The 23,483-nt window shown below is 64.4% G+C and carries 19 protein-coding genes and 1 pseudogene; 6 read left to right on the top strand and 14 right to left on the bottom strand.

Annotated elements, in window-relative coordinates:
• Positions 1-2 precede the first annotated feature (2 nt).
• The 3 genes and pseudogenes from oadA to C4K38_RS31730 all read left to right on the top strand — a co-directional run.
• On the top strand, positions 3-1,811 hold the full coding sequence (gene oadA, locus C4K38_RS31740) for a sodium-extruding oxaloacetate decarboxylase subunit alpha (RefSeq protein ID WP_053276726.1): 1,809 nt from the start codon (positions 3-5) through the stop codon (positions 1,809-1,811).
• A gap of 295 nt (positions 1,812-2,106) precedes the next feature.
• Complete coding sequence (locus tag C4K38_RS31735; protein ID WP_053276725.1) at positions 2,107-3,381, top strand: type II toxin-antitoxin system HipA family toxin; 1,275 nt, start codon at positions 2,107-2,109, stop codon at positions 3,379-3,381.
• Positions 3,378-3,644 (top strand): annotated as a pseudogene (locus tag C4K38_RS31730) (helix-turn-helix domain-containing protein); the annotation flags it as partial. The gene C4K38_RS31735 and the pseudogene C4K38_RS31730, both read left to right, overlap by 4 nt.
• A gap of 87 nt (positions 3,645-3,731) precedes the next feature.
• On the opposite strand, the gene C4K38_RS31725 reads toward C4K38_RS31730, so the two are convergent.
• On the bottom strand, positions 3,732-4,568 hold the full coding sequence (locus C4K38_RS31725; protein WP_053276723.1) for an amino acid ABC transporter permease: 837 nt from the start codon (positions 4,566-4,568) through the stop codon (positions 3,732-3,734).
• On the bottom strand, positions 4,565-5,386 hold the full coding sequence (locus C4K38_RS31720) for an ABC transporter substrate-binding protein (RefSeq protein WP_053276722.1): 822 nt from the start codon (positions 5,384-5,386) through the stop codon (positions 4,565-4,567). Before C4K38_RS31720 ends, C4K38_RS31725 begins: the two co-directional genes overlap by 4 nt.
• A 111-nt stretch (positions 5,387-5,497) precedes the next feature.
• Here C4K38_RS31720 and C4K38_RS31715 point away from each other — a divergent pair, with 111 nt between their 5' ends.
• The gene (locus C4K38_RS31715) at positions 5,498-6,397 is read left to right on the top strand and encodes a homocysteine S-methyltransferase family protein (protein ID WP_053276721.1); all 900 of its coding nucleotides are present in this window, start codon (positions 5,498-5,500) and stop codon (positions 6,395-6,397) included.
• A gap of 117 nt (positions 6,398-6,514) precedes the next feature.
• Here C4K38_RS31715 and C4K38_RS31710 read toward each other — a convergent pair whose 3' ends face one another.
• The 3 genes from C4K38_RS31710 to C4K38_RS31700 are packed head-to-tail and all read right to left on the bottom strand — an operon-like array spanning position 6,515 to position 8,289.
• Complete coding sequence (locus C4K38_RS31710) at positions 6,515-7,186, bottom strand: GNAT family N-acetyltransferase (protein ID WP_053276720.1); 672 nt, start codon at positions 7,184-7,186, stop codon at positions 6,515-6,517.
• Positions 7,187-7,204: 18 nt separating this feature from the next.
• Positions 7,205-7,657 carry a GNAT family N-acetyltransferase gene (locus C4K38_RS31705; protein WP_053276719.1) on the bottom strand — a complete coding sequence of 151 codons (453 nt, stop codon included), beginning with the start codon at positions 7,655-7,657 and terminating at the stop codon, positions 7,205-7,207.
• Complete coding sequence (locus C4K38_RS31700; RefSeq protein ID WP_053276718.1) at positions 7,654-8,289, bottom strand: FMN-binding negative transcriptional regulator; 636 nt, start codon at positions 8,287-8,289, stop codon at positions 7,654-7,656. The genes C4K38_RS31705 and C4K38_RS31700 overlap by 4 nt, the downstream gene beginning before the upstream one ends.
• Before the next feature lie 123 nt (positions 8,290-8,412).
• Here C4K38_RS31700 and pdxR point away from each other — a divergent pair, with 123 nt between their 5' ends.
• Together pdxR and C4K38_RS31690 are read left to right on the top strand one after the other, a co-directional pair.
• Positions 8,413-9,975, top strand: coding sequence for a MocR-like pyridoxine biosynthesis transcription factor PdxR (gene pdxR / locus C4K38_RS31695; RefSeq protein WP_053276717.1), 1,563 nt, complete (start codon positions 8,413-8,415; stop codon positions 9,973-9,975).
• 39 nt (positions 9,976-10,014) lie between these two features.
• Positions 10,015-11,226, top strand: coding sequence for a YeeE/YedE family protein (locus tag C4K38_RS31690; RefSeq protein WP_053276716.1), 1,212 nt, complete (start codon positions 10,015-10,017; stop codon positions 11,224-11,226).
• 127 nt (positions 11,227-11,353) lie between these two features.
• On the opposite strand, the gene C4K38_RS31685 is transcribed toward C4K38_RS31690, so the two are convergent.
• The 9 genes from C4K38_RS31685 to aspA all read right to left on the bottom strand — a co-directional run bounded on the left by C4K38_RS31685 (position 11,354) and on the right by aspA (position 23,336).
• On the bottom strand, positions 11,354-12,454 hold the full coding sequence (locus C4K38_RS31685; protein WP_053276715.1) for a polyamine ABC transporter substrate-binding protein: 1,101 nt from the start codon (positions 12,452-12,454) through the stop codon (positions 11,354-11,356).
• A 14-nt stretch (positions 12,455-12,468) separates the two neighbouring features.
• Positions 12,469-13,500, bottom strand: coding sequence for a histone deacetylase family protein (locus C4K38_RS31680; protein WP_053276714.1), 1,032 nt, complete (start codon positions 13,498-13,500; stop codon positions 12,469-12,471).
• Positions 13,501-13,661: 161 nt separating this feature from the next.
• The gene (locus C4K38_RS31675; protein WP_053276713.1) at positions 13,662-15,578 is read right to left on the bottom strand and encodes an ankyrin repeat domain-containing protein; all 1,917 of its coding nucleotides are present in this window, start codon (positions 15,576-15,578) and stop codon (positions 13,662-13,664) included.
• Positions 15,579-15,649: 71 nt separating this feature from the next.
• On the bottom strand, positions 15,650-16,642 hold the full coding sequence (locus C4K38_RS31670; protein WP_053276712.1) for an AraC family transcriptional regulator: 993 nt from the start codon (positions 16,640-16,642) through the stop codon (positions 15,650-15,652).
• 199 nt (positions 16,643-16,841) lie between these two features.
• Positions 16,842-17,846, bottom strand: coding sequence for an asparaginase (locus tag C4K38_RS31665; protein ID WP_053276711.1), 1,005 nt, complete (start codon positions 17,844-17,846; stop codon positions 16,842-16,844).
• A 99-nt stretch (positions 17,847-17,945) separates the two neighbouring features.
• On the bottom strand, positions 17,946-19,391 hold the full coding sequence (locus C4K38_RS31660; protein ID WP_053276710.1) for an alanine/glycine:cation symporter family protein: 1,446 nt from the start codon (positions 19,389-19,391) through the stop codon (positions 17,946-17,948).
• A 601-nt stretch (positions 19,392-19,992) separates the two neighbouring features.
• Positions 19,993-20,652 (bottom strand): YcxB family protein, encoded by a 660-nt coding sequence (locus C4K38_RS31655; RefSeq protein ID WP_053276709.1) that lies wholly within the window; start codon positions 20,650-20,652, stop codon positions 19,993-19,995.
• 75 nt (positions 20,653-20,727) lie between these two features.
• Positions 20,728-21,453 carry a hypothetical protein gene (locus C4K38_RS31650; RefSeq protein WP_053276708.1) on the bottom strand — a complete coding sequence of 242 codons (726 nt, stop codon included), beginning with the start codon at positions 21,451-21,453 and terminating at the stop codon, positions 20,728-20,730.
• Positions 21,454-21,911: 458 nt separating this feature from the next.
• Positions 21,912-23,336, bottom strand: coding sequence for an aspartate ammonia-lyase (gene aspA, locus C4K38_RS31645; protein WP_007928510.1), 1,425 nt, complete (start codon positions 23,334-23,336; stop codon positions 21,912-21,914).
• Between the last annotated feature and the right edge of the window lie 147 nt (positions 23,337-23,483).

Below are 23,483 nucleotides of genomic sequence, written 5' to 3'. Positions count from 1 at the left end.
CAATGAGCAAGAAGATTTTTGTTACCGACACCATCCTGCGCGACGCCCACCAATCGCTGCTGGCGACCCGCATGCGCACCGAAGACATGCTGCCGATCTGCGACAAGCTCGACAAAGTCGGCTACTGGTCGTTGGAAGTCTGGGGCGGCGCGACCTTCGACGCCTGCGTGCGCTTCCTCAAGGAAGACCCGTGGGAGCGCCTGCGCAAACTGCGCGCCGCGCTGCCCAACACCCGCCTGCAAATGCTCCTGCGCGGGCAGAACCTGCTGGGCTACCGCCATTACAGCGACGACGTGGTCAAGGCCTTCGTCGCCAAGGCAGCGGTCAACGGCATCGACGTGTTCCGCATCTTCGACGCCATGAACGACGTGCGTAACCTGCGGGTGGCCATCGAAGCGGTGAAAGCCGCCGGCAAGCACGCCCAGGGCACCATCGCCTACACCACCAGCCCGGTGCACACCATCGAGGCGTTCGTGGCCCAGGCCAAGCAGATGGAATCCATGGGTTGCGACTCGGTGGCGATCAAGGACATGGCCGGCCTGCTGACCCCTTACGCCACTGGCCAGCTGGTCAAGGCGCTGAAGGCCGAGCAGTCGCTGCCGGTGTTCGTCCACTCGCATGACACGGCCGGCCTGGCTGCGATGTGCCAGCTCAAGGCCATCGAAAACGGCGCCGACCACATCGACACCGCGATCTCCAGCTTCGCCTGGGGCACCAGCCACCCGGGCACCGAGTCGATGGTTGCCGCCCTCAAAGGCAGCGAATTCGACACCGGCCTGGACCTGGAACTGTTGCAGGAAATCGGCCTGTACTTCTACGCCGTGCGCAAGAAGTACCACCAGTTCGAAAGCGAATTCACCGCGGTCGATACCCGGGTGCAGGTCAACCAGGTGCCGGGCGGGATGATTTCCAACCTGGCCAACCAGCTCAAGGAGCAGGGCGCCCTGAACCGCATGAACGAAGTGCTGGCGGAGATCCCGCGGGTGCGTCACGACCTCGGCTACCCGCCGCTGGTGACCCCGACTTCGCAGATCGTCGGCACCCAGGCGTTCTTCAACGTGCTGGCCGGCGAGCGCTACAAGACCATCACCAACGAGGTGAAGCTGTACCTGCAAGGCGGCTATGGCAAGGCGCCGGGTGAGGTGGACGAGAAGCTGCGGCGCCAGGCCATCGGCAGCGAAGAAGTGATCGACGTGCGCCCGGCCGACCTGCTGAAGCCGGAAATGACCAAACTGCGCACTGATATCGGCGCCCTGGCCAAGTCCGAAGAAGACGTGCTGACCTACGCCATGTTCCCGGATATCGGGCGCAAGTTCCTCGAAGAGCGCGAAGCCGGCACCCTGACTCCGGAAGTGCTGCTGCCGATTCCGGAAGCGGGCGGCGTGACCTCAGCCGGCGGCGAAGGCGTACCGACCGAGTTCGTCATCGACGTGCACGGCGAAACCTACCGCGTCGACATCACTGGTGTCGGCGTGAAGGCCGAAGGCAAGCGCCACTTCTACCTGTCCATCGACGGCATGCCGGAAGAAGTGGTGTTCGAGCCGCTCAACGAGTTCGTCGGCAGCGGCAGCAGCAAGCGCAAGCAGGCCAGCGCGCCGGGCCACGTCAGCACCACCATGCCGGGCAATATCGTCGACGTGCTGGTCAAGGAAGGCGACAGCGTCAAGGCCGGCCAGGCCGTACTGATCACCGAAGCCATGAAGATGGAAACCGAAGTCCAGGCGGCCATCGCCGGCAAGGTCACCGCCATCCACGTGGCCAAGGGCGACCGGGTCAACCCGGGCGAAATCCTGATCGAGATCGAAGGCTGAGTTCAGGCCTTCATCTGCAACGTTTTACCTCGGGGGGGCTACGGCCTCCCTTTTTTTTGCCTGTCGCCAGGCGCTGGCGGAACAGCCCGGCGTGCCGCTGCAAGCTGCCTGAAGGGGTATTTTCAGTTTTGAATTTGAGTGCATTTTGATGCACTTATTTCGTTCTGAAATGAATGTATCTGCATTACAATGCACTTTGATGCCGTAATGTTCATTGAAAGTGTATTAAATTGCAGGTGATACAGTGCTTCGGCTGACTTTGCAGCTCTACTGCGCAGGGGCATGGAGCGACGCCATGACCCTGACCTTCGACAGGCCTGAAGAGGGCTTCGCCAGCCCCTGCAGTTTTGGTTATGTGCAGCAGTACCTGGTGGATAACCTGGAGGCGGTTGGCCGTCCGCTGGCCAGGTCGGTCAGTGCGCAGATTCCCTTGGGTTGGGAGCCTTGGCGCGAAGATCGGGCCCCGGCCTTTCTCTATGACCTTGCCCCGACAGCGGCGACCGGACGCTTCTTGCTGCACCAGATCGGCCATGAGCGGCCGGACGGCATGGGCGTCGAATTGTTCCTGTTGGCCCGGTCCACGGCGGCGCCCATCGGTAACCTGCGGATCAAGGAGTCGCTGACGGGGCTGCGCAGGCGTCCGGCGCTGGGATTCTCACGAGACCAGGTGATCGCTCTCGATAACCGCTTTCTCGAATACGCCCACGAACAGGGCGCGGCTTTTGGCGGCACTGCGAGCATCGGTGACCAGGCCCCCAAACTGTTGCTGACCCAGAACCCTGAGGGCCTGCTGTACCCCGACGCGTTGCTTGACGATGCCTCGGCGGCGCGCCACTGGTGGGTGAAGTTCCCCCGTAACCCGGCCACGCAGAATGCCGGCGACATCCTCAGGAGCGAGTTCCACTACTACCGGGCGCTGCAGCAACTGGGCATCGACACGCTGCCGGCCGAGGGCCTGGCCCTGGAAGAGGGCCCCAGGCCCAGCCTGTGGATGCAGCGCTTTGACCGCCGGGTGACGCAGGCGGGTGTCGAGCGCCTGGCGGTGGAGTCGATCTACTCCCTGGCGGGGCTGGTGGGCTATGGCCAGGGAATGCGGCACACCGAAGTGTTGGGGATTCTCGCCGAACTGTGGCGGTCCACGGGCCAGGAGTCGGCGATCCCCGAGCTGGTGGCGGATTACCTGCGCCGTGATCTGCTCAACAAGATCCTCGGCAATTCCTCCAACCATGGCCACAACATCTCGATCATCCGCACCGAAGCTGCGGTGCAACTGGCGCCGATCTACGATCTGGCCCCCATGGTCATGGACGACGAAGGCATTACCCGGACCATTAAATGGCCCGGGCGCATGGAAGTGGCGGGTGACGTGGACTGGCGCCTGGTGTGCGCGAGCCTGAAACCGCTGCTCGACCCTGAAGCTGCCCTGGCGCGCCTGCGGGAGGATGCCGAACGCCTGCGGGCCCTGCCGGATCTGTTGAGCGCCAATGGCTTGCCCGACGCCACCCTGAATCACCCGCGCATTCACTTGCGCCACTTGGACCGACGCCTGCAGGAGTGGGGACTGCGATGACTACAGCCCTGGAAGAGCGCGGCGCGCTGATCGACAACATCCAGCAGGAACTGGCTGCCGGCCGCTTGCCGCTTGGTGATGCAGTCAGGCGCCTGCGTACCGAAGTTACGGCGCTGCATCAGAGCCAGTTCGCCAGGATGTGCCGGATTTCCCTGCGCACCCTGATCCACATCGAGCATGGTGATGGCAATCCGACCCTCAAGTCGCTGAACGCGGTGTTCAAGCCCTTCGGTTTGCAGATGGGGGTGGTGAGCGTGCAGAAAGCCAGTCGCGCCCGCTCGCTGCTCAATGATCTCGAGCGCCTGGAAAAGGGTCCGGGTATGCCCGGGCCCTCGGCACTCAACTGAGCCTCAGCCGCGCTTGGCGTAAGCCTTGCCGTAATGCCTTTCCATCCGCGCCTGGATCAGTTCCAGGCCGATCGACAGCAGCCAGTAGATGATCGCCGCGGTGCTGAGCATTTCGATGTAGCGGTAGCTGGAGCGGCCATAGGACTGGGCCAGGAACATCACTTCCCAGACGCCCATCACCGAGATCAGCGACGAATCCTTGAGCATCGAGATGAACTGGTTGGTGGCCGGCGGGATGATGGTGCGCATGGCTTGCGGCAGGGTCACGCGCCAGAAGATCACGCTGTCGCGCATGCCCAGCGCCAGGGAGGCTTCGCGCTGGCCGTGGGGCACGCCGAGGATGCCGGCGCGGAAGATCTCGCTGAGGTAGGCGCCGTAGTTCAGCGACAGGGCGATGATCCCCGCGGCGATAGCGCCCGGCACCACGCCCAGCTGCGGCAGGCCGAGGTAGATCAGCAGGATCTGGATCAGCAGCGGCGTGCCGCGAAAGAACGAGGCGTAGAAGCTGGCGATGCCAAAGGCCACGGCGCTTTTCGACAGCCGGGCGAGGGCGGTGACGAAGCCCAGCAGCGACGACAGCACAATCGAGCACAGGCAGAGGAACAGGGTCAGCACCGCGCCTTGCAGAAAGCCGTTGGGGGCTAGGGTCAGGCCGAGCAGGTTGGGCAGCTTATCGAGGATGATCGAGAACTTCAGGTCGAAGCTCAGGAAGAAACTGGCGAACAGGCCGAACAGCACCGCCCAGGTCAGGTACAGGCGGGTGCGGAAACCGAAGAGGCGTTTGACCAGCGGCTCGGCTAGCACTTGCGGTGGCCGAGGCGGTTGCGAAAGAGAAGTCATTGGCTGATGTCGGCGCCGATCCATTTCTGCGAGAGCTTGCTCAGGGTGCCGTCCTGCTTCAGCTGGGCGAAGACTTCACGGACCTTGGCATGCCACTGGGCGTCGCCTTTCTCGATGGCCACCGCGTTGGGTTCGGCGTACAGCGGCTCGCCGGCGAGCTTGAAGCGCGGGTCCTGGCTCAGGCGCGGCTGGGCGGTCACCAGGTTGGTGAGGATCGCGTCCAGGCGCACGCCAGCGCCCAGGCCGAGGTCCTGGAAGGCCACGTTGTCGGTGTCATACGGGGCGATCTGCACGTTGTCGAACGGGTACTGCAGCTGGGTGTCCTCGGCGCCCTCGATCACCAGGTTCTTGTTCAGGTAGCTCTCGTAGCTGGAAGCGCTGGTCAGGCCGACCTTCTTGTCGCTCAGGTCCTTGGCGCCGTGGATGCGCTGGTCCTTGGCGTTGACCACGATCACCGCGGGCGAGGCGTAGTACTGCACTGGGAAGTCGAAGACTTCGGCGCGGGCCTTGCTCGGGGTCATGGAGCAGATGCAGATGTCGTAGCGACCGCTCCAGCGGCCGGCGGCGATCACGTCCCAGGACGGTGTTTCCAGGCGCAGCTTCACCCCCAGTCTGTCAGCCACGGCCTTGGCCACGTCGACGTCGAAGCCGTCGAGCTGGTTCTGATCGTTGAGGAAGGAGAAGGGCGGGTAGCTTTCCATCAGCACGCCCACCAGCTCTTTTTTCTGTTCGATACGGTCCAGGGTAGCGCCGGCAAAGGCCTGGCTGGAGGCAGCGAGAATCGTCAGGCCGAGGGCCAGCAGCGGTTTGAAATTCATGGAAGTCCCGAGCAGAAAAAAGGTTGTTATTAACTGAATGGTGCGTATTAAATAGTTATAAGAACGACTCAGATAGTGAGTTATTTTCATAAGCATATGAGTAAAGAGCATATGGGCGCAGGCAGCAGGGTAATTCTGGATGGCGGCATGGGTCGTGAACTGCAACGCCGTGGGGCGCCGTTCAGGCAGCCCGAGTGGTCGGCGCTGGCCCTGAGCGAAGCACCGCAGGCGGTGGAAGCGGTGCATGCGGCTTATATCGAAAGCGGTGCCGACGTCATCACCAGCAACAGCTACGCGGTGGTGCCGTTCCACATTGGCGAAGCGCGTTTTGCCGCAGAGGGGCAGGCGCTGGCGGCCTTGGCCGGCGAGCTGGCGCGGCGAGCGGTACAGGCTTCCGGCAAGCCGGTGCGGGTCGCCGGTTCGCTGCCACCGTTGTTCGGCTCCTATCGCCCGGACCTGTTCGAGGCCGGTCGCGCCGCCGAGTTGCTGGCGCCACTGGTCAACGGCCTGGCCCCCCATGTCGACCTGTGGCTGGCGGAAACCCAGAGTTCCACGGTCGAGGCACGGGCGATCCACGCCGGCCTGCCCAAGGATGGCAAGGCCTTCTGGTTATCCTTCACCTTGCATGATGAGAACCCTGACGAGGTGCCGCGCTTGCGCTCCGGCGAGCTGGTGGCGGATGCGGCGGCGGTGGCCGCCGAATTGGGGGTGGAAACCCTGCTGTTCAACTGCAGCCAGCCGGAAGTGATAGGCGCGGCGATCGACGCGGCGCGGGCAACCTTCGAGCGGCTGGGGGTGAAGATCAATATCGGCGCCTATGCCAACGCCTTCCCGCCGCAGCCGAAGGAAGCCACGGCCAACGATGGCCTCGACCCGCTGCGCGAAGACCTCGACCCGCCGGGTTACCTGCAATGGGCGGCCGATTGGCGGCAACGCGGCGCCAGCCACCTGGGCGGTTGCTGCGGTATCGGGCCGGAGCACATCGCCGTGCTGGCGCAGAAGCTGGCCTGAAAAAGCATCGCGGGCAATCGAGCGTCGACCGGCCGCTCCTACAAGGCCGGATGCTGAACCTGTAGGAGCGAGGCTTGCCCGCGATGACGTCAGCTCAAACACCGCCTGACAAGGGCGTTACCCCCGGCACTCCACCAACCCCTTCAACTGCCCCGAACCGCTCTGGTTGCCCTCGCTCAACCAGCGCTCGAACCCCGCACCGACCTTCGGCCACTCGGAGTCGAGGATCGAATACCAGGCGGTATCGCGGTTCTGGCCCTTGACCACCATGTGCTGGCGGAACACCCCCTCGAAGCTGAAACCCAGGCGCTCGGCCGCATAACGCGAGCGGGCGTTGGCGTTGTTGCACTTCCATTCCAGGCGGCGATAGCCGAGGGCGAAGGCTTCCTTGGCCAGCAGGTACACCGCTTCGGTGCTCTTGGGCGAACGCTGCATGGGCGCGCCGAAGGTGACGTGGCCGATCTCGATGCGGCCCTGGGCCGGGACGATCGACATCAGGCTGAGGATGCCCTGCACCTGGCCGCTGGCCCGGTCGATCACGCTGAAGAAATACGGGTCGCTGTTGGCCGCGTGGTTGTTCAGCCAGTCATTGAAGGCGCTGCGTTCGGTAAAGGGGCCGTAGGGCAGGTAGTCCCACAGCTTGGGATCGGCGCCCGGGCCCTGGAAGGCTTGCCACAGGTCGTCGGCGTGGCGCGCCGGGTCGAGTTTTTCCAGGCGGATGAAGCGCCCTTCGAGCAGGGTGGTGGACGGCGGCGGCACGCCTTTCCAGTCGGCGAGTGAGGTCGGCATGGGGTTCTCCTTGAACGCTTAAAGGGCTTTGCGAAATTGAATGAAACCCGGGCGTTCGGCAATCCGCTCGTAGAGCTGGATGGCGGTGGCGTTGGTTTCGTGGGTCAGCCAGTGGACCTTGCAGCAACCGTCGGCCTTGGCGGTGGCGTAGACGAATTCGATCAGTTGGCGACCGACGCCGGTGCCGCGTTGCTCCGGGATGACCAGCAGGTCCTGCAGGTAGCAGGAGCTCTCGATGCTCCAGTTGGAGCGGTGGTAGATGAAATGCACCATGCCCACCGCCTGCTCGCCGTCCCAGGCCAGGGCGGCGTGGGTCGGTTCGGCAGGGTCGAGAAAGCGCTGCCAGGTGCTGCGGGTGACCGCGTCGGCCAGCTCGGTGTCGTAGAACCGCAGGTAGGCCTGCCACAGCGGCAGCCAGGCTGCGTGATCATTGGCGGTGACGGGGCGGATCTGGATCTGGCTCTGGCTCATGGCTGCTCCTGGCGCATCAGTTGGGAAATGCTCTGGTCATGGGGATCGGCGCTGGCGGCCAATCCGTCGCGCACGCCGTCGATGTCGGTGGTGGTGCGGTTCTGGCTGAGTTTGCGTTTGCCCTCCAGGCGCTGGATCGGCAGGGCGAAGCCGACGATGGCGCGCAGCATGCTGTCCATGAACTCGGCGGGGGCGTCCTCGAATTTCCAGGGGCTGGCGCGGCCGGCTTCATGCTGGTTGGTCAGGGCGCTGACCACTTCGCGGATGCGCTGCGGATCATGGAACACCTCGGCCACGCCATAGGCATGCACGCTTACGTAGTTCCAGGTCGGTACCACTTTGCCGTGCTCGGCCTTGCTCGGGTACAGCGACGGGCTGACGTAGGCTTCGGCGCCCTGGAAGATCAGCAGGGCCTCGGCGCCGCTGGCCAGTTCCTGCCATTGCGGGTTGGCCCTGGCCAGGTGGCCGTAGAGGGTGCCGTACGGGCCCTGGTCCGGAGCGAACAACAGCGGCAGGTGATTGGCCTGCAGACCGCGTTCCCCGTAGGTCACCAGGGTGGCCAGGCGGGTTTCGCCAATCAGTTGGTGCAGGGTGGGCAGGTCTTCTTCGGCGAAAGCGCGGGGTAGGTACATGGAAAAATATCCTTGGCGAATGGCTGCATCCTAGGCAGGCTATTGGTCTGTTGTAAGAGCCATCTTTGGTCATTTTCATAGGTCCATTTGGCCACTCCATTCAGCCGCTCAGGGGACAAACCCATGAACAGCCCGGCATTGCCGCTTTCCTTCAACCCCGCCGGTATCGAGCTGGACCGTGGGCAGGGGCTCAGCCGCCAGCTGTACCAGGCGTTGCGCCAGCGGGTGCTGGACGGCCGGCTGGCCAGCGGCACGCGCCTGCCCGCCAGTCGCGACCTGGCGGCGGCCCTGGAGATTTCCCGCAACAGCGTGGTGCGCGCCTACGACCAGCTGTACGCCGAAGGTTTTATCGAAGGCCGGGTCGGCGACGGCACCTATGTGGCGCAATTGCCCGAGAGCCGGCTGCCGATCAGAAAGTCGGCGAAAAATTTATCCACAAAAGTATCCACAGGGTTATCACCAGGCTTACCCACAGGTTTATCCACAAAAAGCCCGAATTTACCTGGGATTACATCCAGTAAAGTTATCCACAGCGAGGCGTTGGAGCGGGTCGAACAACATCATTTGTCGACCCCGCAAAGCGGTCCGCCACGGGCTTTTCGGGTGGGGATTCCAGCCTTCGATCTGTTCCCGTTCGAAGTGTGGGCCAAGCTGAACGCGGCTTTCTGGCGCAAGCCGGATCTGGGCCAGCTGTGTTATGGCGATTCGGCCGGCGAGGAGCGTCTGCGCGGATTGATCGCCGCCTACCTGCGCAGTTCGCGCGGCATGCAATGCAGCGCTGAACAAATTGTGATCACCAGTGGTGCACAACAGGGCATAAGCCTTTGTGCACAGTTGCTGGTGAACCCTGGCGACGGCGTGGCTGTGGAAAACCCCGGCTATCGGGCGGCGGGGCATGCCTTCGCGATTGCCGGCGCGCGCCTGCACGGGGTGGCGGTGGACAACGAGGGCTTCGACTGCGCAGCCCTGGCGGGTCTGAGCGATTGCCGCCTGGCCTATGTCACGCCGTCCCACCAGTACCCCACCGGGGTGACCCTGAGCCTGGCCCGACGCCTGGAACTGCTGGCCTGGGCCGAGCGCACCAACGGCTGGATAGTCGAGGACGACTATGACGGCGAGTACCGCTACAGCGGGGCGCCGCTGGCACCCTTGGCGGCCCTCGACCGGCAGGGCCGGGTGCTGTACGTCGGTACCTTCGGCAAGGTCGCGTTCCCGGCCTTGCGCCTGGGGTACCTGGTATTGCCACCGGCGCTGGTGCAGCCCTTTGCCCAGCGCCGGGCGGTGGATGTGCGCCATTCCGAGGTCAGCACCCAGGCGGTGATGGCCGAGTTCATGGCCGCCGGGCATTTCCAGCGGCATATCCGGCGCATGCGCCGCGCCGCCTTGAGCCGGCGCGATGCCTTGTTGGCCGGCTGGCCTGTGGATATTCCCGGTGTGGGCAAGTTGCCGAACGTGGCGGCGGGCCTGCACCTGACGATCCCGGTGGACAGCCTGGCCCGGGAGCAGGAACTGGTGGCGCAGGCCGCGGCGGTGGATGTGGAGATCAATGGCCTGAGCAACTACTGGCTGCCGGATTCGCCGCTGCCGCGGGACCAGCGCGCCGGGCTGGTGCTGGGCTTCGCCGCGGTGCCCGAGGCCGCTATCGCCTGTGCCCTGGAGCGTCTGCGTCGGGCCTGGGGCGTGTGACGGCTATACTCGCGGCCATTGTCTTTGCCGAGAACCCTTATGAGCCTGACTCTTTCCGCGGCGCCTGAACGCAAGTTCGGCGCGCCTTTGTTCGCTTTGATCGTGCTGCTGGCCGGCGCTGTATTCCTGCAGGCCCAGGTCGGCTCGCGCCAGGTGTGGCTGTTGCTGCTGGGTGCGGCCCTGGGCCTGACCCTGTATCACGCAGCCTTTGGTTTCACTTCGGCCTGGCGGGTGTTCATCCGCGATCGTCGCGGTGCCGGCCTGCGGGCGCAGATGGTCATGCTGGCGCTGGCGGTGCTGCTGTTCTTCCCGGCCCTGGGCGCGGGCACTCTGTTTGGTTCGCCGGTCACGGGGCTGGTGGCGCCGGCGGGGGTTTCGGTGATTGTCGGTGCGTTCATCTTCGGTATCGGCATGCAACTGGGCGGCGGTTGTGCGTCCGGCACGCTGTTCACCGTGGGTGGCGGTAACGCGCGGATGCTGGTGACCCTGCTGTTTTTCATCTGCGGTTCGCTGATCGCCACCCACCATGTGGACTGGTGGTTCGCCTTGCCATCGTTGCCGCCGGTTTCCATCGTGCAGCACTTCGGTGTGGTGCCGGCATTGGGGCTCAGCCTGGGTCTGTTCGCCTTGATTGCCCTGGTCACGGTACGCCTGGAAAAGAGCCGCCACGGCGCGCTGGAAGCACCGGTCGACAGCGCACACCAAGGTTGGCGCCGTCTGCTGCGCGGGCCTTGGCTGCTGGTGTGGGGCGCGGTCGCCCTGGCCTTGCTGAACTTCGCCACCCTGGCCCTGGCCGGACGGCCCTGGGGTGTCACCTCGGCGTTTGCCCTGTGGGGCGCCAAGATCGCCAGCGGGCTGGGAGTGGATGTCGGCAGCTGGGTGTTCTGGCAGGGCGCGGCGAACGCCAAGGCCCTGGCCGCGCCAGTGTGGCAGGACATCACCAGCGTGATGGATATCGGTATCGTCTTCGGCGCCTTGCTGGCGGCGGGCCTGGCCGGGCGTTTCGCGCCGAGCCTGAAGATTCCCGCGCGTTCGCTGGTGGCGGCGGTGATCGGTGGTTTGCTGCTGGGTTACGGTTCGCGCCTGGCCTATGGCTGCAACATCGGCGCCTATTTCAGCGGCATCGCCTCCGGCAGCCTGCACGGCTGGCTGTGGCTGGTGGCGGCCTTTATCGGCAACGGCGTGGGCGTGCGCCTGCGGCCGTGGTTCTTTGCCGAGGAGCGTCAGCCGCAAGGGCTGACGGGGTGCTGAGGCGACCTTGAGCTTCTAGCTTTTGTAGGAGCGAGGCTTGCCCGCGATAGGGACGCCGCGGTGTATCGGCCACACCGCGTTATCGTTCATCGCGGGCAAGCCTCGCTCCTACAGAAGAACCGGGTGATCAGGTCCCGGCCTTGATCTTGGTCCAGGCCCGGGTCCGTGCCCGCTCCGCGTCGCGGGGTAGCGGCTGCAGGGTGTACAGCGTGTTCATCGCCGCGTCGGTCGGGTACAGGTTGGGGTTGTTGCGGATCGACGGATCGACCAGCTCGGTGGCGTCCTTGTTCGGGTTCGGGTAGCCGACGAAGTCGCTGACCGGGGCGATCACCTTGGGTTGCAGCAGGTAGTTGATGAAGCTGTAGGCATCGTCCGGGTTCTTCGCGCCTTTGGGGATCGCCAGCATGTCGAACCAGATCGGCGCCCCTTCCTTGGGCAGGCGCATGTCCACCACCACGCCGTTCTTGGCTTCCTTGGCGCGGTTGGCGGCCTGGGAGAAGCTGCCGGAATAACCCACTGCCACGCAGATGTCGCCGTTGGCGATGTCGGCCATGTACTTGGACGAGTGGAAGTAGGTGACATAGGGGCGGATCTTCAGCAGCAGCGCTTCGGCCTTGGCGTAGTCCGCCGGTTGCTTGCTGTTGGGGTCCAGGCCCAGGTGCTGCAGGGCCAGCGGCAGGATCTCCGACGGCGAGTCGAGCAGGGCCACGCCGCACTGCTTGAGCTTGCTGATGTTCTCTTCCTTGAAGATCAGGTCCCAGCTGTCCACTGGCGCGTTCTCGCCGAGGGCGGCCTTGACCTTGGCCGGGTTGAAACCGATCAGGATGGTGCCGTACATGTAGGGCACGGCGAACTGGTTGCCCGGGTCGTTGGCCTCGATCAGCTTCATCAGCTTGGGATCGAGATGGTTCCAGTTCGGCAGCTTGCTGCGGTCCAGCGGCTGGAACACCCCGGCCTCGATCTGCTTGGCGAGGAACACGTTGGACGGTACCACCACGTCGTAGCCGGAGTTGCCGGTCAGCAGCTTGGCCTCCAGCGCCTCGTTGGTGTCGAAGATGTCGTAGACCAGCTTGACCTGGCTGTTCTCGGCCTTGAAGTCTTCCAGGGCCTTGGGGGTGATGTAGTCGAACCAGTTGTAGACACGCAGGGTGCGTTCTTCAGCCTGTGCGGCACCGCCCAGCAGCGCCGCGCAGAGCGCGGGCGCGATGTAGCTTTTGAGCCTGTTCATGTTGCGGGTTTCCTTCACTGGGCGCTTTGAAAGCCTTCGAGAACGTTCACGGCGTTGATGCCGATTTCTTCCACCGCATAACCGCCTTCCATGACGAACAGCGTCGGCGTGCCCAGGGCGGCGATGCGCTGCCCCATGGCCAGGTAGTCCGGGCTGTCGAGCCTGAACTGCGAGATCGGGTCGTCCTTGAAGGTGTCCACGCCCAGCGACACCACGACGATGTCGGCGCCATAACGGCGGATTTCCTCGCAGGCCTGTTCCAGCGCCGCGCTCCAGCTGTCCCAGCCGCTGCCGGCGGGCAGCGGGTAGTTGAAGTTGAAGCCAACGCCTGCGCCTTCGCCGAGCTCGTCCGCATAGCCCAGGAAGAACGGGAATTCGGCTTCCGGGTGGCCGTGGATCGAGGTGAACAGCACGTCGCTGCGGGCGTAGAAAATCGACTGGGTGCCGTTGCCGTGGTGGTAGTCGACGTCGAGGATCGCGACCTTCTTGTGGCCCTGGTCGAGGAAGGCCTGGGCGGCGATGGCCGCGTTGTTCAGGTAGCAGTAGCCACCCATCAGGTCGCTGGCGGCGTGGTGTCCCGGCGGACGGCACAGGGCGAAGGCACTGCGCGCGCCGCGCTGGATCACCGCCTGGGCGGTCAGGGCGACTTGCGCAGCACTGTAGGCCGCCTGCCAGGTGCCGGCGGTGATCGGCGCGCCGCCGTCGAAGCTGTAGTAGCCGAGCTGGCCATGCAGGCTGGTGGGGATCACGCTGCGCAGGGTGCGCGCCGGCCAGGTGTAGGGCAGCAGGTCGCCGTCGATGCCCTGGGCGGCCCAGCGGTCCCAGGCGCCCTTGAAGAAGTCCAGGTAGGCGCGGCTGTGGATGCGCTCGATCGGCCCCAGGCCGAAGTCCCTGGGCGCCTCGACCGGGCCCAGGTTGCGATACTTCACGCGGTCCAGCACGTGGTCGGCGCGGGACGGCATTTCGAAGCAGGGCATCAGTTGCCCGTCGATCAGTTCGCAGCGGCCATGGTGCAGGTGGTGATCGTCCGAGTAGATCGTCAGCATTTCTTGTTCTCCGCAGGCTGGTTCGGTGTTCACAGTCTTGCGGCGCTGGGGCTTTTGGAGAACGGCAGGAGCGGCCAAAAGGGGATCGATATGGCCAAAACCTGTGTCCGCAATTCGCCCCCTGAAGCAGCACGGCGCCCCATTGCGGGGCGCCAGCGGGTTCAGCTTGTGGACGGTACTTGAATGAAGCGTTGCAGCACCTGGAGCATGTCCTCGCGTTTTTTCCGGGCAATGATATCCAGCAGCAGGGCGCGACCCTTTTTCTCGCAACGCTGGCCGACATCGGGGTCGGCGCCTTTTTCCAGCAGCAGGGTGAACATGTCCAGGGTCTCCTGCTGGCTGACAAAGGGCGCCTTGTCGTCGGCGGAGGTCTTGTCGGCGACGAACATCAGCAGGCTCTGGCCCATGGGCTGGTCATGGCAGGTGCCGCGACCGTAGCTCAGGTTGAGGTTGGCGCCGGCGTCTATCAGCAGCCTCATGGCCGCGTAATTGCTGCCCCAGAAGGCCCGGTACAGCGCGGTTTCGCCGTCGTCCGCGGTGCGCAGCTCGAGGTTCTGCGGGTGTTGCAGCAGCCAGGTGAAGCCTTCGAGGTTGCGCTTCTGTTCGGCCAGTTGCAGCAGCGGGGTGTAGCCCCGTCTGTTTTGTTCGTCGATGGCGACGCCGGCTTCCAGCAGGAACTTCAGGCGTCCGCCCTGGTTCAGGTCGGGGCTGTCCTTGAGGTCGCGCTCCATGGCCAGCAGGGCCAGGGTGCTCCAGTTGTACTGGCCGCTGGTATGGGCGCCGTGGGCCAGCAGCAGCCGGGCGATCTCCAGGTTTGGCGCGTCTAGGGCGTGCAGCAGGGCGCTGCGCCCGTCATCGGCCATGACTTCGCCACTGACGCCACCGGCCAGCAAGCGCCGGACCTCGGCTTCGTCGCCGGCATCCACGGCGGCCACCAGCGGCCAGAAGCCCTGGCACGCCTGTGGGTTGGCGGACTTCAGGCCCAGGCGCTGGAGTACCCGCGGCGGCACGCTCAACTGGCGTTGCAGGCGCATGCCGCAATACAGCCGATAGCGCTCGATGGCACGGCCCTGGTGGATGTTGTCCAGCGGCCGTTGTTCGAACTGGGCCCAGTCCAGGTCGGCCAGGTTGAGGTAAGTCGGCATGCGCCCGGGTTCCCGGCGCAGCACCTCCAACAGCCAGGGGCGGGCGGTTTTCAGTTGGCCGGCCTCGCTGGTCCAGTAGGCGATGTCGTTGAGCAGGCCTGGGTATTCGCTGTGGTCCAGGGCAATGGTGCGAAAGTCATGGGCGGAAAAGAAACCTTCTACCTGGCGAATGCCCGGCGCCTTGTCCTTGGCTTTGCGCAGTTGCTCGTGGAGTTCGCGGAACTGGGTCCAGACGCTGTCCGCCGTGGCCGGTGGCGAATAGGCATTGAAGGTGATCGGCCCCGTGCCGCTGCTGAAGGGGCGGAACCACTGGGGAAAGCGCTGCAGGGCATACAACCACTGTTGCTCGATCTCGGCGCCTATCGGTTGCAGCGGGGTGAAGTCCATCTGGGTCAGGTCGCGGCGGTGACTGATGGCCAGCATCGGCTGTTTTGGATAACGTTGGTCGATCAGCAGATAACGTTGGCTGAGCTGCCAGTCCGGGCTGATGCAGTTGAAGCTCAGGGGCGTCAGGCTCAGCCCGACTTCGAGTTGATTGCTGGGCGGCCAGTTGTCCGAGACCTGGATCGGGTCGTCCGGCGAGACGCAGGCCCGCAGTTCCTCGGGGCTGAACAGCGGCAAGGGCGGCGACTTGTAGATGCGCTGCTGGTATTGCGCGTCCTGATAGGCGTTGAGATAAAACAGCCCGCGGTACTGGCTGAGCACCATCCGCGCCGGCAGCTGCGCAAGGCCGGGCAGGGGGAACGGCTTGATCTGCAGGGTGGCGGTTTCCGGTTCGTCCAGGACAATGCCGCGGGAGACTTGCCACCATTTGATCTTGGCCAGGTCCAGGTCGAATGCCTGGGCGGCGGGTGCGACAGCGAGCATCAGCAGCGTCAGGCAGATCCCGTAAAAACGGTTGTGCCTGGCAACAGCGCCTGTAAAGAGTTTCAAGATTGCAGTCCCTTGCCGGTATCAAAGGCCGGCAATGTAATGCAATCGGCGGCTTTATGCCGGGGTTTGTGTCAGGGCCGGAACTGGCTGGGGGCGACGCCGCTCCAGCGCACGAAGGCATGGCGGAAGCTCGCGGTTTCGCTGAAGCCCAGGGCCTCGGCGATGCGGTAGATCGGCAGGTCGTCCTCGCAGAGCATCTGCTTGGCCCGCTCGAAGCGCAGCTCGTCGAGCAGTTCCTGATAGCTGCAACCCAGGTCCTTGAGGTGCCGGCGCAGGGTGCGGGCCGAGCAGTTCATCTGTTCGGCCAGGCCTTCCAGGCCCGGCGCCGCGTCCAGTTGCGCCGCCAGCAGCTGGCGGATGCGCCCCAGCCAGGCCTGGCGCCCGGTGAATTCGGTGTTCTGTTTGCGGCAGCGTTCGGCCATGGCCTGGTGGGTGATGGCGTCCGCCAGGGGCAGCGGCTGTTCGAGCCAGCGCCGGTCGAAGGCGAAGGCGTTGGACGTCGCATCGAATTGCAGCGGGCAGTCGAAACGCTCGGCGTAGCGGCCCTGGTAATCGGGGGCGGGGTAGTCGAAGCGGGCACCGCGCAAGGGCAGCGGATGGCCCAGCAGGTCGTCGCAGATGACCTTCATCGACACCAGGCAGAACTCGATATTGAAGGTCGCCAGCGCCGGGTTTTCGCGGTAATCGGCGGCGGTCAGCCAGATCAGCTCGCCGTCCGCTTCCAGGCTCAGCTCGAAAAGTGTTCCCAACAGCGCCGGATAACGCAGCGCCAGGCGCAAAGCGTCACCTAAGGTGGCACTGGTGAGCAGGGCATATCCGAGCATGCCGTAGCTGGAAACGTGCATGCGCCGGCCCAGCTCCAGGCCGATATCCCGTTGCAGGGCCACGGCGTTGGCGCACACCAGCATCTCTTGATTGGTGGTGATACGGGTGTCGGCGCGGCTCAGGTCGGCGGCGTTGATGCCGCTGCCGGCCAGCAGCGCTTCGCTGTCCTGGCCCTGGTCCTTGAAGGTATTGAGCACCAGCGAGACGGCGTTGAGGGTGGTGAGGTGGGAATGCAGCATGTCCGTTTCCAGCCCAGGGGATGCTGAAAACGGAGCAATTTGTATGCCGCGCTACGCAATCCTCTGTAGGAGCGAAGCTTGCTCGCGATGAATTCCAACGACGCTGCGGTGTGACTGTTGGACCGCCGCTTTGCGGCTATCGCGGGCAATCGAGCGTCGACCGGCCGCTCCTACAGGGGGACGGGTGTTTTTGGAGAGATCAGCTCAGCTCACCGCACAGGTCCAGCTCCACCAGGCGCCGCACTTCGGCGCTGTCCAGGCCGGCGCCCAGCAGGGCGTTGAGCTTGCCGAACGCCGCTTCGCGGGTCATACCGCCGCCGGACAGCACGCCGACGCCACGCAGGCGGCTGCCGGCCTCGTAGATATCCAGCTCCACGCCGCCTTCATGGCATTGGGTGATGGCCACCACCACGATGCCCTGTTCCTGGGCGCGTTGCAGGCTGGCCAGGAACTGCGGGTTGTCGCTCGGCCCGGTGCCGCTGCCGAAGCACTCCAGCACCAGCGCCTGGATGCCGCTGCCCAGCAGGGTATCGAGCTGTTCGGCGGCGATGCCCGGCACCAGTGGCAATACGCCGACCCTGGCCAGTTGCTTGCCCTGGCGGTAATCCAGCTGCGGTGGAATAGACGTCGCCTTGGCTCCGCCACCCTGGCGCTGCAACGCCGCGAACGGATGACGGCCGAAGCTGCGGATTTTCGCGCAACGGGTCGGCGCCAGCAGTTCGCCGTGGAAGTACAGGTGCACGCCCGGGGCCAGGCCCTGGCCGAGGGCGACCAGGGCGCCGCCGAGGTTTTCCCAGGCATCGCTGTCGGTCACGCCGGCCGGCAGCATCGAGCCGGTGAACACCACGCGGGCATGCAGGCCCAGCAGTTGGAAGCTCATGGCCGCGGCGCTGTAGGCCAGGGTGTCGGTGCCGTGCAGGATCAGCACGCTGTCGCAGCCCTGCACGTCGACCGCATCGACCACGGCTTCGCGCAGGCGCTGCCAATAGGCGGGGGTCATGTTGGCGCTGTCGATCAGCGGCGCCATCTCGCGAAAGCGCCAGTTGGGCACCACCAGCTCGGGCTGGCTGTGCAGGTAGTCGCGCATCCGCGCCTCGAAACCCGAGGCCGGGGCCAGGCCATGGGCGCTGGCCTGCATGCCGATGGTGCCGCCGGTGTAGAGCACCATGACGTTCTGCGCGGCAGGATAGGTGTTGGCATTCATTGGGGAGTCTCCGGAACGATGACAGCGTGCGGTCGAGCATGACGCCGACCGCAGGGAGTGTCACGTCGGGCGCAAGACATGCGCCCGGTTTTTACCCGATCAGCGTTGCGCTGCGGGAATGCCTTGCGGCTGAGCGTCAGCCTTGACAGCAACCGACGGGCTGGTCGGCCAGGCCTTCAGGTCCAGATCCAGATCGGTAAATTTGCTGGAGTCGAACACAGGCTGGTTGACGCCGGCGCGGCGCTGCTCGTCGTAGTCGCGCATTACGCGCATGCCGACCTTGAACAGCATGGCCAGGGCTATCAGGTTGACGAAGGCCAGGCAGGTCATGGTGATGTCGGCGAAGGCGAACACGGTCGAAAGGTCCTGCATCGAACCCCAGACCACCAGCGCCAGCACCAGGCCGCGGAAAGTCATCAGCGCAGCGCGGTTGCGGGTGAGGAACTGCAGGCTGTTCTCGCCCAGGTAGTAGTTGTAGAGGATACAAGTGAAGACGAACAGCGACAGCGCGACGCTGACGAACATGCGGCCCCAGTCACCGACCACGGCGGCCAGCGAGTTCTGGGTCAGGACGATGCCGTCACCTTCGAAGCCCGGGGTGTAGAAGCCCGACAGCAGGATCAGCAGCGCGGTGCAGGTGCAGATCACGAAGGTGTCGAGGAACACGCTGAAGGCCTGGACCACACCTTGGGCGCCGGGGTGCTTCACGGCGGCCACGGCGGCGACGTTCGGCGCACTGCCCAGGCCCGCTTCGTTGGCGAACACGCCACGCTTCACGCCCATGACGATGGCGCTGCCGAGCAGGCCGCCGAAGGCCGGGTCGAGACCGAAGGCGCTCTTGAAGATGGTTTCCAGCATGGCTGGCACGTGTTCGATCTGGGTGCCGATCACGTACAGGGTCACGCCGATATAGGCCAGGGTCTTGATCGGTACCAGCAGGTCGGACACCGAGGCGATGCGCTTGATGCCGCCGATGAAGGTGATGGCCAGCAGCACTGCCAGGACGATACCGGTGTGTTGCGGGTCGAAAGCAAAGGCGTTCTGCAGCGAGTGGGTCACGGTGTAGGACTGCAGGCCAATGAAGGCGAAGCCGTAGGTGACCAGCAGCAGGATCGAGAACACCACCGCCATGCCTTTGAGCTTGAGGCCGTGCTGGATGTAGTAAGCCGGGCCGCCACGGTACAGGCCGTCGCCATCGGCGCGCTTGTAGACCTGGGCCAGGGTGCATTCGAAGAAGCTGCTGGACATGCCGACCAGTGCGGTCACCCACATCCAGAACACCGCACCCGGACCACCGAGGGTCACGGCGATGCCGACACCGGCGATGTTGCCTGCTCCGACGCGGCCGGCAAGGCTGAGCATCAGGGCCTGGAACGAGCTGAGTTGTCCGGCGCTGCCTTTGAGGCTGTCGCGGAACACCGCGAACATGTGGAAAAAGTGGCGCAATTGAACGAAACGCGAGCGGATCGTGAAGTAGCTACCGAGCCCGACAATGAGCACGATCAGTACTTTCCCTGAGAGGAAGTCGTTGATGACTTCGAGCATGGATTATTCCTCGCTGTTTTTTGTAAAGGCAGAAGCTGGGTGGTCCGAAACATCGAGTTACACACCGTCGTGCGGGCAGCACGACAGGTGGGGCGAGTGTTCGTCCCGGTTCCAATTCGCGGGTTGTTATTAGTTCGGGTTTCCCGTGAGGTTGAGCCTCGTTACCGACGGCTGCCCACGTGAAGAGGGGGCGCACTATACCGGTGCGCGCGCCCGCCGTCTGCATGTTGCGCGTCGAGCCGAGGAATGGCTGGCGGGAAAAGGGGCTGAATCGGTTCTTGCGCGAGCGCCTCGGCGCGCTTTGCGCAGGCGTGGCCGATGTACCGCAACGCCTGGATTACGGCCCCTGCGGTACTGATCACAGCCTTGCAAGCTTGGCAGCGGCTACGCAGCGGTTACATACCGTTCATACAGCCTTTGCCTGGCATCGATTACGTAGCAATTACGTAACGGTTACGTAGCTATTACGTAGTGGACTGGAAGTCCAGCACCAGGCGCCGGCTCTTACAGCCGAAAACGCAGGCAGAGTTGTTGGTTTATTAGGGGAAAAAGAGGCCTTGAGGACGTTTATGGTCCTCAAGGAAAGTACCTGCAAGCGGGATCAGATCGACTCGGGGGTTACCGGGCATTTGCTCAAGAACTGTTGCAGTCCTTGTTGATACTCTTGGGGCTGCATGAGGTCGCTGTGCTTGGCGATGCGATAGGCCAGGCCCTTATGTTCCAGCTCGGCGCAGGCCACGGCATAGAAGTCGGGAGTTTCCCGCAGGTGAGCGATCTGCTCCCAGGCCAACGCACTTTTGCCGCCCTTGGCGTTGCTCAACGTAAAGCCCTGGTCGTCGAACGTCAGGCAATAGATGCCTTCGGCGGCCTTCAGGGACGCGCGCAACCTGGACTCGATCAAGCGTTGATTCAGCCCGCGCAACGGTGCGCGGGGCTTGGCGTGGTTGGCGGCGATACGGGCTTGCAGGTGCTGGAGCCAGCGCCCGGAATAGCGCCACCAGAGCGGGATGAAGATCAGCGCGAACAGCACCAGGGCGACGACCTTCTCTGGCGTGAAGCGCCGCTCGGGGAAATAGATCGCCAGGACGGCGCCGACCAGGCACAGGACGAGCATCAGGGGGCCGAGCAGGCGGCTCTGCCAGTGGGCGACGCGGCCCATGATCCGCGCCTGCTGCTGGTCGTGCTTGAGCATTTCCTGGCGCAGCTTTTCGGCGAGCCTGATTTCGGTGTGGGCGGGGGTGATGCTGAACTGCAGTTCCATGGGGCTGAATCCGATGTCCATGTTCGGTTGAGGGCGGCAGTCTAGCGGTTTGGGTAAATCCCGGCCGCTCGCCGCTCAGGCTGGAAACTGTCGCACATGCTGTTCCACCCACTCGAACAGGCGCTCGTCGAGCTGCGGTCGGTAGCGGTCGTAGGCGTCCTGGTGGCTGTTGAAGAGCGGGTCCTGATTGACCCGCGCGGCCAGCGCGGTAGGGCTGTCGCTCCCGGCGTGGCTCGCCCTCAGGTGTTTCTGTCGCTGATCGGCCTGTTCCAGGGTGTCTGCCAGGGCGTCCAGCCGCAGGTGCCTGAATTGGGCGATGGCCTGGGGCAGGTGAAAGTGCAGGGCACTGTCAAAGCCTTCCCAGCCCTCAAAGGCCAGCCACTCGTGGAGCACCATGAAGCAGCGCGGCGCCGGTGCCAGTCGTTCCAGCTGCTCGAAGGCCAGCCAGTACTGTTGTTGCAGTTGCTCGGCGACTTCTATGGCCTGGGCGATCAGGTCCAGGGCCCGGCCCTTGTCTCGGTGATGTTTGCGCAGGATGCGCTGGGTCAGGGTGAAGCGCGCTTCTTCAATAGCGCTCAAGGCGCGGCCCAGGTCATAGCCGGCGTTGTGCAGAGCTTCCCGGGCTTGCTCCAGAGACAGCCCGGACTTGCTCGCCAGCACTTGCAGCAGCTCGTTCTTGTAGTGCTCGGCGGCCTGCTGGGGGTTGCCTGCGCAGCGCTCGAGCAAGGCCTGGGCATGGCGCAGGCCCACGGGGACCAAGCTGCGCAGTTGCTGTATGGCCTGGATTTGCGTCGGGTCCATCGACGGCAGTGCCTCGGTGTCTGATTGGGCGGGACGCCGATTATCCTCCGCGCCGGGGGGAGTGTGCTTGTTTAAAGCGAGTGGTTTGCCAGACAGATTGCGCTATCAGGTTTGCGGCCCCTGCGGTACCGATCGCAGCCTCGCGGGCTCGGCAGCGGCTACGGGACAATGTCGATCAGGATCGATGGTGGCGCGGGCGGTGATCGGCCGGAGGGATGCGGCGATCTTAATACTGATGAAGTTCGTTGGTGTAGCCGCTGCCGCAGGCTGCGATCGGCTTGGGCGGCACTCCGACGAAGCGGGCGTGGCGATTTCAAGGACGAAGAGCGTCGGCGGAGGTCGGGAGAACGGCAGGCAAAAAAAAGGGCTTGGAGAAGAATCTCCAAGCCCTCAAAAGGTGAGAGGTGTCTAGTCCCTCGACCTGGTGAGCGGTGCCCTGTGGCCAGGGCGGGCGTTGGTCAGGCTTTGAGCGGGACCAGACGCGGGGCAATCATGTTTTCCGGGCGCAGGATGTCGGCGAGCATGGCGTCGTCGAGCAAGCCTTCTTCACGCACCAGTTCCAGTACGCCGCGGCCGCTTTCCAGGGCGATGCGGGCGATACGGGTGGCGTTTTCATAGCCGATGTACGGGTTCAGCGCGGTGACCAGGCCGATCGAGTGCTCGACCAGTTCGCGGCAGCGCTGCTCGTTGGCGGTGATGCCGGTGATGCAGTGCTCGCGCAGCATGTCCATGGCGCGTTGCAGCAGGCGGATCGAGTCGAAGATCTTGAAGGCGATCAGCGGCTCCATCACGTTCAGTTGCAGCTGGCCGCCTTCGGCCGCGATGGTCAGGGCCAGGTCGTTGCCGATGATCTGGAACGCCACCTGGTTGACCGCTTCCGGGATCACCGGGTTGACCTTGCCGGGCATGATCGAGCTGCCTGGCTGGCGCGCCGGCAGGTTGATTTCGTTGATGCCGGTGCGTGGGCCGCTGGACAGCAGGCGCAGGTCGTTGCAGATCTTCGACAGCTTGACCGCAGTGCGCTTGAGCATGCCGGAGAACAGCACGAAGGCGCCCATGTCGGAGGTGGCTTCGATCAGGTCGGCGGCCGGTACCAGCGGCTGGCCGCTGATGGTGGCCAGGCGCTGAACGGCCAGGGCCTGGTAACGCGGGTCGGCGTTGATGCCGGTACCGATGGCGGTACCGCCCAGGTTCACTTCGGTCAGGACTTCTGGCGCCAGGGTCTTCAGGCGGGCCAGGTCTTCGCTCAGGGTGGTGGCGAAGGCGCGGAACTCTTGGCCCAGGGTCATTGGCACGGCGTCTTGCAGCTGGGTACGGCCCATCTTCAGGACGTGGCTGAATTCTTCACCCTTGGCGGCGAACGACTGGATCAGGCTGTCGAGGCTGGCCAGCAGCGCGTCGTGGCCCAGCAGCAGACCCAGGCGGATCGCGGTCGGGTAGGCGTCGTTGGTCGACTGCGCCATGTTCACGTCGTTGTTCGGGTGCAGGTACTGGTATTCGCCCTTGCTGTGGCCCATGGCCTCCAGCGCGATGTTGGCGATGACTTCGTTGGCATTCATGTTGGTCGAAGTGCCAGCGCCGCCTTGAATCATGTCCACCACGAACTCTTCGTGGAAATCGCCGCGGATCAGACGGGCACAGGCTTCGCTGATGGCAGCGTGCTTGGCTTCGCTCAGGTGACCCAGCTCGCGGTTGGCGTCAGCAGCTGCCTGCTTGACCATTGCCAGGGCCACGACCAGTTTTGGGTAGTGCGAAATCGGAACGCCGGAGAGGCGGAAGTTGTTCACCGCTCGCAGGGTCTGGATGCCGTAATACGCTTGAGCAGGTACTTCGAGTACGCCAAGCAGGTCTTTTTCTGTGCGGAAAGATGCAGCGGAGGACATGATAGAAATCATCTCGATATGGACCCGGTCTGTGCCGGAACGCTGCGAATCCTAGGCCTGCGGGAAAATTTGGGCCAATGCTGTTAAACACTGGCCTATGCATAAACGGCATAATGCCCGTGTGACGCCGCTTGCGTGGCAAGCGTG

The sequence above is a fragment of the Pseudomonas chlororaphis subsp. piscium genome (assembly GCF_003850345.1).
GTDB lineage: Bacteria > Pseudomonadota > Gammaproteobacteria > Pseudomonadales > Pseudomonadaceae > Aquipseudomonas > Aquipseudomonas piscium.
Note: the sequence above shows the minus strand (reverse complement) of the source record. Positions and strands in the feature narration are given on the sequence as shown.

What these genes read in the sequence shown, in the direction of transcription:
- C4K38_RS31690 (WP_053276716.1), top strand. Translation starts at nt 10,015, where the DNA reads ATGAGCCTGACTCTTTCCGCGGCGCCTGAACGCAAGTTCGGCGCGCCT.
- C4K38_RS31665 (WP_053276711.1), bottom strand. Translation starts at nt 17,846, where the DNA reads ATGAATGCCAACACCTATCCTGCCGCGCAGAACGTCATGGTGCTCTAC.
- C4K38_RS31710 (WP_053276720.1), bottom strand. Translation starts at nt 7,186, where the DNA reads ATGCCGACCTCACTCGCCGACTGGAAAGGCGTGCCGCCGCCGTCCACC.
- aspA (WP_007928510.1), bottom strand. Translation starts at nt 23,336, where the DNA reads ATGTCCTCCGCTGCATCTTTCCGCACAGAAAAAGACCTGCTTGGCGTA.
- C4K38_RS31670 (WP_053276712.1), bottom strand. Translation starts at nt 16,642, where the DNA reads ATGCTGCATTCCCACCTCACCACCCTCAACGCCGTCTCGCTGGTGCTC.
- C4K38_RS31680 (WP_053276714.1), bottom strand. Translation starts at nt 13,500, where the DNA reads ATGCTGACGATCTACTCGGACGATCACCACCTGCACCATGGCCGCTGC.
- pdxR (WP_053276717.1), top strand. Translation starts at nt 8,413, where the DNA reads ATGAACAGCCCGGCATTGCCGCTTTCCTTCAACCCCGCCGGTATCGAG.
- C4K38_RS31650 (WP_053276708.1), bottom strand. Translation starts at nt 21,453, where the DNA reads ATGGACCCGACGCAAATCCAGGCCATACAGCAACTGCGCAGCTTGGTC.
- C4K38_RS31685 (WP_053276715.1), bottom strand. Translation starts at nt 12,454, where the DNA reads ATGAACAGGCTCAAAAGCTACATCGCGCCCGCGCTCTGCGCGGCGCTG.
- C4K38_RS31735 (WP_053276725.1), top strand. Translation starts at nt 2,107, where the DNA reads ATGACCCTGACCTTCGACAGGCCTGAAGAGGGCTTCGCCAGCCCCTGC.
- oadA (WP_053276726.1), top strand. Translation starts at nt 3, where the DNA reads ATGAGCAAGAAGATTTTTGTTACCGACACCATCCTGCGCGACGCCCAC.
- C4K38_RS31655 (WP_053276709.1), bottom strand. Translation starts at nt 20,652, where the DNA reads ATGGAACTGCAGTTCAGCATCACCCCCGCCCACACCGAAATCAGGCTC.
- C4K38_RS31705 (WP_053276719.1), bottom strand. Translation starts at nt 7,657, where the DNA reads ATGAGCCAGAGCCAGATCCAGATCCGCCCCGTCACCGCCAATGATCAC.
- C4K38_RS31715 (WP_053276721.1), top strand. Translation starts at nt 5,498, where the DNA reads ATGGGCGCAGGCAGCAGGGTAATTCTGGATGGCGGCATGGGTCGTGAA.
- C4K38_RS31700 (WP_053276718.1), bottom strand. Translation starts at nt 8,289, where the DNA reads ATGTACCTACCCCGCGCTTTCGCCGAAGAAGACCTGCCCACCCTGCAC.
- C4K38_RS31660 (WP_053276710.1), bottom strand. Translation starts at nt 19,391, where the DNA reads ATGCTCGAAGTCATCAACGACTTCCTCTCAGGGAAAGTACTGATCGTG.
- C4K38_RS31725 (WP_053276723.1), bottom strand. Translation starts at nt 4,568, where the DNA reads ATGACTTCTCTTTCGCAACCGCCTCGGCCACCGCAAGTGCTAGCCGAG.
- C4K38_RS31720 (WP_053276722.1), bottom strand. Translation starts at nt 5,386, where the DNA reads ATGAATTTCAAACCGCTGCTGGCCCTCGGCCTGACGATTCTCGCTGCC.